This is a genomic window from Salmonella sp. SAL03688, assembly GCF_046551895.1.
Lineage (GTDB): Bacteria > Pseudomonadota > Gammaproteobacteria > Enterobacterales > Enterobacteriaceae > Salmonella > Salmonella enterica.
This window is the reverse complement of the sequence record NZ_JBGDVI010000024.1, coordinates 22086-34589: the sequence shown is the minus strand read 5'-3', so window position 1 is coordinate 34589 and position 12504 is coordinate 22086. Positions and strand designations below refer to the sequence as shown.

Annotated in this window: 10 protein-coding genes; 2 read left to right on the top strand and 8 right to left on the bottom strand. The window is 54.0% G+C overall.

Annotated features, from left to right (window positions below; translation table 11 throughout):
- Positions 1–88: 88 nt before the first annotated feature.
- Positions 89–673 (top strand): Maf family protein, encoded by a 585-nt coding sequence (locus ACLJR2_RS19905; protein WP_001137604.1) that lies wholly within the window; start codon positions 89–91, stop codon positions 671–673.
- A 70-nt stretch (positions 674–743) separates the two neighbouring features.
- On the opposite strand, the gene ACLJR2_RS19900 is transcribed toward ACLJR2_RS19905, so the two are convergent.
- The 3 genes from ACLJR2_RS19900 to rluC form a co-directional block, all read right to left on the bottom strand.
- Complete coding sequence (locus ACLJR2_RS19900; protein ID WP_000528428.1) at positions 744–968, bottom strand: hypothetical protein; 225 nt, start codon at positions 966–968, stop codon at positions 744–746.
- A gap of 202 nt (positions 969–1170) precedes the next feature.
- Positions 1171–1914, bottom strand: a complete 744-nt coding sequence (locus ACLJR2_RS19895; RefSeq protein ID WP_077905128.1) for a DUF3053 domain-containing protein — start codon at positions 1912–1914, stop codon at positions 1171–1173.
- A 155-nt stretch (positions 1915–2069) separates the two neighbouring features.
- On the bottom strand, positions 2070–3029 hold the full coding sequence (gene rluC, locus ACLJR2_RS19890; protein WP_000846319.1) for a 23S rRNA pseudouridine(955/2504/2580) synthase RluC: 960 nt from the start codon (positions 3027–3029) through the stop codon (positions 2070–2072).
- Between the two features lie 573 nt (positions 3030–3602).
- Here rluC and rne point away from each other — a divergent pair.
- The gene (gene rne, locus ACLJR2_RS19885) at positions 3603–6779 is read left to right on the top strand and encodes a ribonuclease E (RefSeq protein WP_000827474.1); all 3177 of its coding nucleotides are present in this window, start codon (positions 3603–3605) and stop codon (positions 6777–6779) included.
- Between the two features lie 256 nt (positions 6780–7035).
- Here the strand turns inward: rne and flgL are convergent, their stop codons facing one another.
- From flgL to flgH, 5 genes are all read right to left on the bottom strand, one after another.
- On the bottom strand, positions 7036–7989 hold the full coding sequence (gene flgL, locus ACLJR2_RS19880) for a flagellar hook-associated protein FlgL (RefSeq protein WP_001223032.1): 954 nt from the start codon (positions 7987–7989) through the stop codon (positions 7036–7038).
- 14 nt (positions 7990–8003) lie between these two features.
- Positions 8004–9665: a flagellar hook-associated protein FlgK gene (flgK, locus tag ACLJR2_RS19875; protein ID WP_000096425.1), complete on the bottom strand. Its 1662-nt coding sequence runs from the start codon at positions 9663–9665 to the stop codon at positions 8004–8006.
- 64 nt (positions 9666–9729) lie between these two features.
- On the bottom strand, positions 9730–10680 hold the full coding sequence (gene flgJ, locus ACLJR2_RS19870) for a flagellar assembly peptidoglycan hydrolase FlgJ (RefSeq protein ID WP_000579053.1): 951 nt from the start codon (positions 10678–10680) through the stop codon (positions 9730–9732).
- Positions 10680–11777: a flagellar basal body P-ring protein FlgI gene (locus ACLJR2_RS19865; RefSeq protein ID WP_001518955.1), complete on the bottom strand. Its 1098-nt coding sequence runs from the start codon at positions 11775–11777 to the stop codon at positions 10680–10682. The genes flgJ and ACLJR2_RS19865 overlap by 1 nt, the downstream gene beginning before the upstream one ends.
- Before the next feature lie 11 nt (positions 11778–11788).
- Positions 11789–12487 (bottom strand): flagellar basal body L-ring protein FlgH, encoded by a 699-nt coding sequence (gene flgH, locus ACLJR2_RS19860; protein WP_001174897.1) that lies wholly within the window; start codon positions 12485–12487, stop codon positions 11789–11791.
- Between the last annotated feature and the right edge of the window lie 17 nt (positions 12488–12504).

The following is a 12504-nucleotide window of genomic DNA, read 5'->3' as shown; positions in this document are numbered from 1 at the left end:
TCAAGACGAGTCAGTATGACAGGCTTGAAGACCGAAGAGCATAGTTTAAGATGGCTCTCATCATTACGCTATATCTGAGGGAAAAAATATGCCCCGTCTCATCCTTGCGTCTACCTCTCCCTGGCGTCGCGCGCTGCTGGAAAAGCTGACGATTCCTTTCGAATGCGCCGCGCCGGATGTTGATGAAACCCCCATGCCGGGCGAAGCGCCGCGTCAGTTGGTGCTGCGGCTGGCGCAGGCGAAGGCGCAATCGCTCGCCGCGCGTTTCCCGAATCATTTGATTATTGGCTCCGACCAAATTTGTGTTCTGGACGGCGAAATCACCGGCAAACCGCTGACGGAAGAAAAAGCGCGTCAGCAATTAGCCAAAGCCAGCGGAAATATTGTGACGTTTTATACCGGACTGGCACTGTATAACTCCGCCTCCGGGCACTTACAAACCGAAGTGGAGCCTTTTGACGTTCATTTTCGCCATTTAAGCGAAGCGGAAATAGACGACTATGTCCGTAAAGAGCATCCGCTGCATTGCGCGGGAAGTTTTAAAAGCGAAGGTTTAGGCATTGCATTATTTGAGCGCTTAGAGGGCCGCGATCCGAACACGCTGATCGGCTTGCCGCTTATTGCTCTGTGCCAGATGCTGCGACGGGAAGGCTTCAACCCGCTACTGCAGTAAACGGATATTCTGTAGGCTTTTCAAATACCGCTAAAAGCCGTTTCTGCACGTGTTGGTAGTTATCTCCCGTTTATTGGGGAGCAGTTTCGACCGCTTCCAGTTCTAACCAACTGGAAAGCGCTTGTTGTGAACAATTTAGCGCCTGCCGATCTTCACTCTCTTCGTGCGGGCCCGTTTCCTGGTCAATCCATTCACCGACCAGAAAAAAAGCATTGGCATTACGAACCGATGTACGGTGCGTTTTATCCCATAGGGTATCAACAGCGGTATACGTGCGCGTTAATGAATTCCCCATCTCAGTTCAGTTTTGTAAAAACACATGTTCTCAATACTCGCCTGACGCGCTCTACGGCGTCAAAAGCGGCTTACGAACTTATTCTCGCGAGCAACTCTCAGGACGTTTACTGTCCTGAAACCTTCCCCTTGCGACTCGTTAAATTCCATCTCGCGATGAGTTTACGCCCCCCTAACATTGCTTCACCTCACGACACATTCCTTTAATTAACGCCGCCAGCATCAGCCGCATCTTGTTGACTATTTATAAATTCAACCATCTGCTGCGTAAGATGGTTTATATCATTCTGCGTAATGAAAAAATTAACTTGTTGATCCTGAAAGTGTTCTTTTGCTGCCTGGTCGGCAAAAACCGCTTTTCCATTCGTTTCAAAGCGGACTTTATTTCCCTGTTTTTGCAGAAACTCGCCCATTGCGACCAGTTGGTCGAGCCGCTTTCCGCGCAGAAAATAATAGCGAGTCATCGTCTCATCCAGCGGTGTTACGGTTTTATTCCACGCAGCGTCAAAGACAGGCTTCACATCAGAGGGGAGCTTTAAAGCAGAATATTTTTTTCTGTTTTCACTACTCACATTTTTCAACCGAAGGATAAATCGATTGTTTACGTCACGAGCCACACGTAGCTCGTTCAGGAAAACCAGATTATCACGCTCAGACTGGATAACACCGGTGATCTTATCCTCCTGGCCGGTCTCATACACCACAGCAAAGATTTGCCCGTAGGCAGTTAATAGTACATCGTAGTCATCGGCGTAATGACCAAAAGCCTGACGTTGGGCTGGCGTCAACTCACAGACGCCCACCACGGGAGACGTAATGATTTGCGTATTCAAATACTCAACGAAAGCCCGTCGTGAACTATCGCCCTTCCCTTCGCAACCGGCCAACATCGCGATCACGAGCGGCACGATAACGTATTTTCCCCAACGCTGAGTAAATGAGCGCATCCAGCTAGTATTGGCCATCTGTTCGTCCTTAAACACGCCGAAATCCGGATCGCAAGAATAAACAGTACACAACGGTAAAAATGCGTCGGATACAGCAAAACAAAAATATTATGAGAAAAGTGAGATTCGGGCAGATAACCTGCCCGAGAGAGGAACTATTTTGCGTTACGCAGCACCTGTAGACAGCGCTTCAGGGCGTTATCCATTGGCGCTTCAATGCGCATGACTTCGCCCGTTCCCGGATGCGTGAACTTCAGCGCCGCGGCGTGCAGAAAGAGACGTTTAAGACCGGTTCCCGCTTCGGTAAGCTGTTGATCAAACTCACGGTCGCCGTAGCGATCGTCGAACGCAATAGGGTGACCGGCATATTGGGTATGTACGCGAATCTGATGCGTACGGCCCGTGACCGGGCTACAGCGCACCAGCGTGGCGAAGGCATAGCGCTCTTCCACCTTGAAGCGCGTTTCTGACGGTTTGCCTTCCTGGCTCACGCGAACAATGCGTTCGCCGCTTTGCAGAATGTTCTTTAATAATGGCGCCTGTACGGTTTTAACGTGCGATTGCCACTGGCCGCGCACCAGCGCCAGATAATCTTTCTGCATTCCCTTTTCGCGCAGTTGCTCATGCAGCGAACGCAGCGCGGAGCGTTTTTTCGCCACCAACAGCACGCCGGAGGTATCGCGGTCAAGACGATGCACCAGTTCCAGGAATCGCGCTTCCGGACGCAACGCCCGCAGCCCTTCGATGACGCCAAAACTTAACCCGCTCCCGCCGTGTACGGCGGTGCCGGAAGGCTTATTCAGCACCAGAATATGGTCGTCTTCATACAAAATGACGTCCGCCAACGCCGCCACTTTTTGCAAATGCGGCGACACGGCCTCTTCTTCGCGTTCAGCAACGCGAACCGGCGGAATGCGGACTTCATCGCCCGCTTCCAGTTTGTATTCCGGTTTAATGCGTTTTTTGTTCACCCGCACCTCGCCTTTACGCAAGATGCGATAAATCATACTTTTTGGTACCCCTTTCAGTTGGGTGCGCAAAAAGTTATCAATGCGTTGCCCCGCTTCGTCAGCGGCGATAGCAACAATTTTTACGGATGGCGTTTCTGTTTTCATGGGGGGCGATTCTAAATAGCCTGTGAGATTCGCGCCACACATTTTTCTATGCTTATAGAGACGTCTACGCCAGTGGATGAACATTTTTCACTGCGGTTTTGCTGGTTATTAAAGCGATTGGCTCGCGCTGGTGAAAAAACTGTGAGTAAGCGGGTGATAAATGGTAAAAGTCATCTTGCTATAACAAGGTTAGCAGTGGAATAATGATGCGGTTTCCGCACCGAAACTTGTTAAAACAAAAAGTTTAGCGGAATAACCCATTTTGTCTGACCGATCATCAACGCAGCAATGGCGTAAGACGTATTGATTTTTCAGACAGTTAGCGGGCTGCGGGTTGCAGTCCTTACCGGTAGATAGGATCTTCTCTGGAGAGTAATGCCCAGGCTGCTTCCCTGATAATTGCGCTGTGTTTCCGTATGAAATACAGGCAACCGACACTCTGCGCCTCTTTGAGCTGACGATAACCGTGAGGTTGGCGACGCGAAATAGTCACGAGGCCATCGGTTCATGCCCGGTAAGGCGTTACCATGCCCGCAGCTTAGTCGTCAACGTAAGAATAATGAGTAAGTTACGATGAAAAGAATGTTAATCAACGCGACTCAGCAGGAAGAGTTGCGCGTCGCCCTTGTAGATGGGCAGCGTCTGTACGATCTGGATATAGAAAGCCCCGGACACGAGCAGAAAAAAGCGAACATCTATAAAGGCAAAATTACCCGTATTGAACCGAGCCTGGAAGCGGCTTTTGTTGATTACGGCGCAGAACGCCACGGTTTCCTCCCGTTAAAAGAAATTGCCCGCGAATATTTCCCCGCTAACTACAGCGCTCATGGTCGCCCGAACATTAAAGACGTGTTACGCGAAGGCCAGGAAGTCATTGTTCAAATCGATAAAGAAGAGCGCGGCAACAAAGGCGCGGCGTTAACCACCTTTATCAGTCTGGCGGGCAGCTACCTGGTACTGATGCCGAATAACCCGCGCGCGGGTGGTATCTCCCGTCGCATTGAAGGCGACGATCGTACCGAGTTAAAAGAAGCGTTGGCCAGCCTGGAACTTCCTGAAGGGATGGGGCTTATCGTACGTACCGCGGGCGTGGGTAAATCCGCCGAAGCGTTGCAGTGGGATTTAAGCTTCCGCCTGAAACACTGGGAAGCCATTCAGAAAGCCGCTGAAAGCCGTCCCGCGCCGTTCCTGATCCATCAGGAAAGCAACGTCATCGTACGCGCGTTTCGCGACTATCTGCGTCAGGATATCGGTGAAATCCTGATCGACAATCCAAAAGTGATGGAAATGGCGCGTCAGCATATCGCCGCGTTGGGCCGCCCGGATTTTAGCAGCAAAATTAAGCTATACACCGGTGAAATCCCGTTGTTCAGCCATTACCAGATCGAATCGCAGATCGAGTCAGCGTTCCAGCGTGAAGTGCGCCTGCCCTCCGGCGGCTCCATCGTCATTGACAGTACCGAAGCGTTAACCGCCATCGATATCAACTCCGCCCGCGCGACTCGCGGCGGCGATATCGAAGAAACCGCGTTCAATACCAACCTGGAAGCGGCCGATGAGATTGCCCGCCAGTTGCGTCTGCGCGACCTGGGCGGACTGATCGTTATCGACTTTATCGATATGACGCCGGTACGTCACCAGCGCGCGGTAGAAAACCGCCTGCGTGAAGCGGTGCGTCAGGACCGGGCGCGTATTCAGATTAGCCATATTTCCCGCTTCGGCCTGCTCGAAATGTCGCGTCAGCGCCTGAGCCCGTCGCTGGGCGAATCCAGCCATCACGTGTGTCCGCGCTGTAGCGGTACCGGCACCGTGCGCGATAACGAATCTCTGTCGCTGTCCATTCTGCGCCTGATTGAAGAAGAAGCGCTGAAAGAGAATACGCAGGAAGTCCATGCCATTGTTCCGGTGCCGATCGCCTCTTATCTGCTTAACGAAAAACGGACGGCAGTTAACGCTATTGAGACGCGTCAGGATGGCGTCCGCTGTGTCATCGTCCCGAACGATCAGATGGAAACGCCGCACTATTCCGTGCTGCGCGTACGTAAAGGGGAAGAAACGCCGACCCTGAGCTACATGCTGCCGAAGCTGCACGAAGAAGCGATGGCGCTGCCTTCTGAAGAAGAGTACGCCGAGCGTAAACGCCCGGAACAGCCTGCGCTGGCGACATTCGCTATGCCAGATGTGCCTCCAGCGCCGACGCCTGTCGAACCGGCGGTTAGCGTCGCCACGGCGAAAAAGGATAATGTTGCCGCCACGCAGCCTGCCCAGCCGGGTCTGTTTAGCCGCTTCCTTAACGCGCTGAAACAACTGTTCAGCGGTGAAGAAACGAAAACCGTTGAAACAGCCGCACCGAAAGCGGAAGAAAAAGCGGAGCGTCAGCAGGATCGTCGCAAGCCACGGCAGAACAACCGTCGCGATCGTAACGAACGCCGCGACACCCGTGATAACCGTGCCGGACGTGACGGCGGCGAGAGCCGCGACGATAATCGTCGTAACCGTCGCCAGGCGCAGCAGCAAAATGCAGAAACGCGCGACACCCGCCAGCAGGAAACGGCGGAAAAAGTGAAAACTGGCGATGAGCAGCAACAGACGCCGCGTCGCGAACGCAGCCGCCGCCGCAATGATGACAAGCGTCAGGCGCAGCAGGAAGTAAAAGCGCTTAACCGCGAAGAACAACCTGTCCAGGAGACCGAGCAGGAAGAACGCGTTCAGCAGGTTCAGCCGCGCCGCAAGCAGCGTCAGCTTAATCAGAAAGTCCGCTTTACCAACAGCGCAGTGGTTGAAACGGTTGACACGCCGGTCGTCGTCGACGAACCACGCCCGGTTGAAAACGTTGAACAGCCCGTTCCAGCGCCGCGTACCGAGCTGGCGAAAGTTGATTTACCTGTCGTCGCCGATATCGCGCCGGAGCAGGATGATAGCGTAGAACCTCGCGATAATACCGGTATGCCGCGTCGCTCCCGCCGTTCTCCGCGCCACCTGCGCGTAAGCGGTCAGCGTCGCCGTCGCTATCGTGACGAGCGCTACCCGACACAATCGCCGATGCCGTTAACCGTCGCCTGCGCGTCGCCGGAAATGGCGTCCGGTAAAGTCTGGATCCGCTACCCGATTGTCCGTCCGCAGGAAACGCAGGTTGTTGAAGAGCAGCGTGAAGCAGATCTGGCGCTGCCACAACCGGTTGTCGCTGAACAGCAGGTTATCGCTGCGACCGTAGCGCTCGAACCACAAGCGTCGGTACAGGCGGTAGAAAACGTTGCCGTTGAGCCGCAGACTGTCGTCGAGACAACGCATCCGGAAGTGATTGCCGCGCCGGTTGATGAACAGCCGCAACTGATTGCCGAAAGCGATACGCCGGTGGCGCAAGAGGTTATTGCTGACGCCGAACCGGTAGCAGAAACCGCCGACGCGTCCATTACAGTGGCTGAAGACGTAGCTGATGTTGTCGTTGTCGAGCCAGAAGAAGAGACAAAAGCGGAAGCGGCTGTTGTGGAGCACACGGCAGAAGAAACCGTTATCGCACCGGCCCAGGTGGTGGAAAAGCCGCAGGACGTTGTCTGCGTTGACGACGATCATAATCACGCCAGCGCGCCGATGACGCGTGCGCCAGCGCCGGAATATGTGCCGGAAACCCCGCACCATAGCGACTGGCAGCGCCCTTCCTTCCACTTTGAAGGTAAAGGCGCGGCAGGCGGACACAGCGCTACACGTCATGCCAGCGCCCCGGCGACACGCCCACAGCCGGTAGAATGATGTAAATGCTGATACAAAGCCGACCGCCAGGTCGGCTTTTTTATGCCCCTTACAGGGCGATGCCTCACCCCATGGCGTCTTTTAGTCACTCCAGGCGTTTATGAGATCGGGCGGGATAATACGTACGGATGGCGTCGCTACGGGCGCGACAATATGACCACTAACTCAATGACGACTAAAAAAATGCCCGCGCCGGGGTGGATGGCGCGGGCAGACAAAACATATCCAGTTTCGTGATATGTTTCAAAAAGAGGCGTTACCGGTTCAACTGGAAAAGCGACATTCCCTGCATGTCGGTAAACGTTTTATAGGACGCCTGTAATGCCGCCTGTTGCATGACGTAGGAGGAAATGACCGAGTTCCAGTCCACATCTACCAGGTTGCTCATCTGCAGTTTCTGTCCCAGCGCACGATCGCTTCCCAGTGAATCCAGCGTACTGAGTTCGCTCAGTTGCGTTCCCAGTTCCGCACGAACGGTCAGGACGTTATTAAGCGAATTTTTTAAGCCGCGATTGGTTTTATCAATGGCGGCAGCGGCCTTTTCTTTTTCCACGTCATTGCCTTCCACCGGGGTCTTGAGTGCGGCAATTGCCGTATCGAGCATGACAAACAGATTCTTTTCGGAGTCCGAGCCATCCGGTTCCGGCACCGCATTGCTGGTGATGCTATTAAAAATTTGCGCGCCCGTATGGCCAATTACCATCGTGCGTGCGGAATCCACCTGCTGGGTAACACTTTTCTCGCCGCCATGATAACCACCTGTCGCCTGGTCGAATGGCGCCGCTTCCGTTTTATACCCGGCAAAGATATAGCGACCATTGCCGTCAGTGCTGTTTGCCAGGTTCATCAGCTGATCGCGGATGCCCTGTAAATCCGTCGCCAGCGACGCGCGGTCATCGTCGCTTAACGTGCCGTTTCCGGCATAGACGATTTTTTCCTGCGCGGTTTGAATCGCCGTCGTCACCTGACTGAGTACGCTTTCTTCCAGCGACACTTTTTGGGTGGCAAACGTACGCGCCAGGGCGTACTGGCTATTCTGCGCCTGCGCCTGAGAGAGTACTACCGCCTGCGACGCGGCGATCGGATCGTCAGATGGGTTGGTAACGCGCTTACCGGTAGACATCTGCTCGCCCAGCTTCATCCATTCGGCCTGAGAATTAGTGATGCCGCTCATATTTTGTTCGTACATCATCTGGGTACTGATACGCATGTCATCCTTCTCCTTTAGCGAATATTCAATAACGCATCAAACAGCGCATTCGCGGTCTGCAATACTTGCGCATTCGCCAGATAATACTGCTGATAACGCTGCAAATTGCCGTACTCTTCGTCGAGGTTAACGCCGGAAACCGACTGTTGCTGTTTATAAAGCTGTTTAACCACATTCGCCTGCGTGGTGCTGCTGGTTTTCAGCGTTGACGTTTTGTTACCCACATCGCTGACCAACGTGGCGTAAGCATCGTTAAAGGTTTTGTTGCCGCCCACTACGTTGCTGTTTTGTAAGTCCAGCAATGCCTGACCATTGCGGTTATCGCTGTCGCCGGTATCCACATCAGGATCGAGTTTTGACTCAGACGCCATCGCAATCTCGGCTTCATTTGTCACTTTAACGTTCATGTCGACGATAGCATTGCTGACCGGCTTGAGAAGAAAACTGTCGTTTTTCTGTGCGCCAGTCCCTACCGTCACTTTCAGACCGTCAATCTCCAGTTTTCCGTCAGCATCTTTTGTCGCCGTGAAAGTGGTGTTATCCGCAGTGCGAGTAACCTGCCAGTCTGTACCGTCAAAAACAATCTTATAATCCGTCGCCTGAACCTTCGTGCTGTCGACCACCTTAGCGGTTAGCGATACCGTTTTATCGGCATTATTACTGTTGCTATATACCACCGGCGAGCCAATGCTAAAGAAGTCTTTCCCTTTATTGCCGTCGGCGTCATAACCTTTGGTATGCTGCGCGTTAAACGCATCGGCAAACGCCAACGCCAACTGGCCCAGCGTATTACGAGTCTGATCCAGATCCTGAGAACGGAACGTCAGTAATCCGCCGAGCGAACCGGTGTTCAGCAACTTTTCCGGAATTTCGATGTTACCGGCGGCCTCATCGACATAAGCGACAGTCGTTCGCGTCGGGTCGGCGCTGGAGGGAACCGCCGCCAACTGACGCGCCGTCGACCCCTGCACCAGCGTATAGCCATTGGCCATCGTCAGGTTATAGGTGCCGCCGTCCTGTACGCTCACCTCGACGCCAACGATCTTGTTAAGCTCGCTGACCAACTGATCACGCTGATCGAGCAGGTCGTTCGGCGATGCGCCCGCGCCTACGCCCGTCATACGGGAGATTTGATCGTTCAGGTTAGCTATCTGCTTCGCGTAATTGTTGATTTGCGCCACGCTGGAGCCAATCGCGATATTGACCTGTTTATCCTGATCGCGCAGATACTGATCGGTGGTTTTGAACTGGTTTACCAGCCCTTCCGCTTTACCAATCAGCGCCTGACGCGCCGCAGGATCTTCCGCATTACTGACTAACGTTTGCAGGCTGGTAAAAAAACTCTGCAACGAACCAGACAGTGAGCTGGATTTATCGGCCAGCAGGTTGTCGATTTTCGACATTTGTTCATAGCGCGTGGTTAAGCCGCTGCTCTGGTTTTGCGCGCCGCGTAGCTGATTAGTGATAAACGCATCATATTCGCGCTGTACGCCTGAAACGTAAACGCCATTACCTATCCAGCCGCCAGCCCCTAACGTACTGTTTGCCTGCGCCAGAATAGTTGTCTGCCGGGTATAACCCGCAACGTTATAATTGTTGATGTTATTACTGACCGTATTTAACGCGGCCTGCGCGGCGTTAAGTCCGCTCATGGCGTGATTAATCAAGCTGGACATGATGGTTCCTTTTAATCCTTCAATACTCGTTGTTATCGGCAGCGACTACGTGGACTTGAGCAATTTAAAAGAGATTGTCGAGATTCGCGCTGTAGGTTTTGCTGACCTTTTCAGTCATCGCTTTCAACTGCTGAATCATGTTGGTCAATTTACGTGCGTAATTCGGGTCAGTGGCGTATCCGGCGTTTTGCAGAGCCACTGCGCCCTGCTCTGCCGTGGCGGCAGTGGTCACGGCAGCGTAGCGTGGGTTACGCGTTAACAGCGCGACATAATCCGATAACGCCTCCAGATACGAGCTATAGACGCGGAATTTTGCTTTCACTTTTTTCGCTTCGCCATTTTCGTATTCAGTGGTGGTGATTTCCGTCACCGGCCCTTTCCAACTGGCGGTCGCTTTAACGCCAAATACGTTATAGCTGGGTTCACCATTCTCCCGCAGGATTTGCCGTTGCCCCCAGCCGGACTCCAGCGCCGCCTGCGCCAGAATCAGATGATGCGGCACCCCGCTTTGTTCGCTGGCCAGCCTCGCCGGGAGCGAAAGCCGGGCCAGAAAGTCTTTACTGTCGCCGGAGAGCGGCGCATCGCTGCTGTCCGGCGTTTTCGGTATGGCTTTGCGCACCAGTTGGGTCAGCGCCTGATTTTGATAGCTGTTTACCGTCTCCAGGGAGAATTTAAGCGGTACTTGCGGCGCATCATCTGCAGGCATCGTCTGCCCGCCCGTCATCTGTTTAACCATCATATCCGCCAGCCCCAATCCCTTACCGGCGGTCATCTGCTGGGCGATCTGCTGGTCATACATGCTGGTATACAGACGCGTCTGATCGCTGCTGAATAAACCATCTTTGGGTAAAGCCTCGCGCATACTTTTCAGCATCATCTGCACAAACATCCCTTCCACCTGACGGGCCACAGGACGGATATTCGCCGCCGGGTCCTGGCCCGCTTTCGCTTTCAGTTCGTTCAGAGATTGCGCATCCCAGGCCGCGCTGGCCAGCAATTTACCGCCTCCGATCATCAGATGATTTCCAGTTTGGCGCGTAGACAGCCCGCGCTCTGCATGGACTGCAAAATCGACATCAGGTCCATCGGCGTCGCGCCAAGCGCATTCAGCGCGCGTACTACGCTGTTCAGATTGGCGCTGGAACGCACGCTCTGTAGCGATCCGCCGCTCTGACGCAAATCTATTTGAGTCTGTGGCGTCACCACGGTCTGCCCGCCGCCAAATGGCGTATTCGGCTGGTTGACGTTGAGCTGGCGATTGACTGTCACTGACAAATTGCCCTGCGCCACAGCGCAGCTATCCAGCGTGACTTCCCGATTCATGACCACCGAACCGGTACGCGAGTTGATCACAACTTTTGCATCCTGCGGCGTCACGTTGACTTCCATATTTTGAATGTCCGCCAGAAAACGCACCTGCGAGCTGTTGCCGCTGGGCACGCGTACCTGTACCGTTCGCGCATCAAGCGCAGTGGCGCTGCCGTAACCGCGGGCGCGGTTGATGGCGTCGGTAATTTGCTGCGCCATCGTAAAATCTTCGTCGTTCAATTGCAGATTAATGGTGTTGCCAGCGCCGAACTGAGTCGGCAACTCGCGTTCGATAATCGCGCCATTAGTGATGCGCCCGCCATTAAGCTGGTTAACCTGCACGCTACTGCCGCCTGCGGATGCGCCCGCGCCGCCGACCAGAATATTGCCCTGCGCCAGAGCATACACCTGGCTGTCCACCCCTTTTAACGGCGTCATTAATAACGTCCCGCCACGCAGACTTTTAGCGTTCCCCATTGAGGAAACGACGACATCGATCGTTTGTCCCTGTCGCGCAAAAGGCGGATACGACGCCGTCACCATCACCGCCGCCACGTTTTTCAACTGCATATTGGTGCCGGTGGGGACCGTAATCCCCAGTTGTGACAGCATGTTATTCAGCGTCTGGGTGGTAAATGGCGTCTGGGTCGTCTGGTCGCCCGTACCGTCCAGCCCGACCACCAGCCCGTAGCCGATCAGCGAGTTTTCCCGTACTCCCTGGACACTGGTCAGATCCCGGATACGCTCGGCGTGCGCCAGAGTGGCAACCAGTGCCAGAACGATTCCTGCAAGAGCTTTAAACACATACACCTCGCTTACATCGGCGACAAATTAAGGAAGAAACGTTGCAGCCAGCCCATATTTTGCGCTTCGTTAATATAGCCGTTCCCGACATATTCAATCCGCGCATCCGCCACCTGTGTCGAGGGAACGGAGTTGCTGCCGCTGATGGTGCGTGGATTTACCACGCCGGAGAAGCGGATGAATTCCGTTCCCTGATTAATCGCGATCTGTTTTTCCCCCACGACGTGTAAATTGCCATTGGCCAGAACCTGATCGACGGTCACGGTCAGCGTGCCGCTAAAGGTATTGCTGGCATTCGCGCCGCCTTTGCCGTTAAAAGAGTTGCCGCCGGAGGCCTCCATATCCGCGCGGGAATTACCGAATAATCCTTGCAGATAACGCGGTACCGTATCAAAACCAAAGCTGGTTTTGCCGTCGCGGCTGGCATTTGCCGACGAGCTTTTACTGGCGCTGACGTTTTCCTGTAACACAATCGTGAGCGTATCGCCGATATTACGCGGTCGACGATCTTCAAAAAGCGGCTGATAGCCATAATTAATCGGCTGCGCAGACTGAAATATGGAGCCATTCGCCACCGGTACCGGGCCAGGTATCGGCTGCGCCGTGGTCGCCCCCTGCACGAGCGGTTTAGCGGGTATCCAGGCGCATCCTGTCAGCGTCGCGACCATCAGGGCCATAACTGGGTAAGCGTGAAGCGCGTATTTTTGCATTACCTTCATCTTCAAAA

Excerpts from the sequence above, each read along its gene's own strand:
- ACLJR2_RS19905 (WP_001137604.1), top strand. The coding sequence starts at position 89 with ATGCCCCGTCTCATCCTTGCGTCTACCTCTCCCTGGCGTCGCGCGCTG.
- ACLJR2_RS19900 (WP_000528428.1), bottom strand. The coding sequence starts at position 968 with ATGGGGAATTCATTAACGCGCACGTATACCGCTGTTGATACCCTATGG.
- ACLJR2_RS19895 (WP_077905128.1), bottom strand. The coding sequence starts at position 1,914 with ATGCGCTCATTTACTCAGCGTTGGGGAAAATACGTTATCGTGCCGCTC.
- rluC (WP_000846319.1), bottom strand. The coding sequence starts at position 3,029 with ATGAAAACAGAAACGCCATCCGTAAAAATTGTTGCTATCGCCGCTGAC.
- rne (WP_000827474.1), top strand. The coding sequence starts at position 3,603 with ATGAAAAGAATGTTAATCAACGCGACTCAGCAGGAAGAGTTGCGCGTC.
- flgL (WP_001223032.1), bottom strand. The coding sequence starts at position 7,989 with ATGCGTATCAGTACCCAGATGATGTACGAACAAAATATGAGCGGCATC.
- flgK (WP_000096425.1), bottom strand. The coding sequence starts at position 9,665 with ATGTCCAGCTTGATTAATCACGCCATGAGCGGACTTAACGCCGCGCAG.
- flgJ (WP_000579053.1), bottom strand. The coding sequence starts at position 10,680 with ATGATCGGAGGCGGTAAATTGCTGGCCAGCGCGGCCTGGGATGCGCAA.
- flgH (WP_001174897.1), bottom strand. The coding sequence starts at position 12,487 with ATGCAAAAATACGCGCTTCACGCTTACCCAGTTATGGCCCTGATGGTC.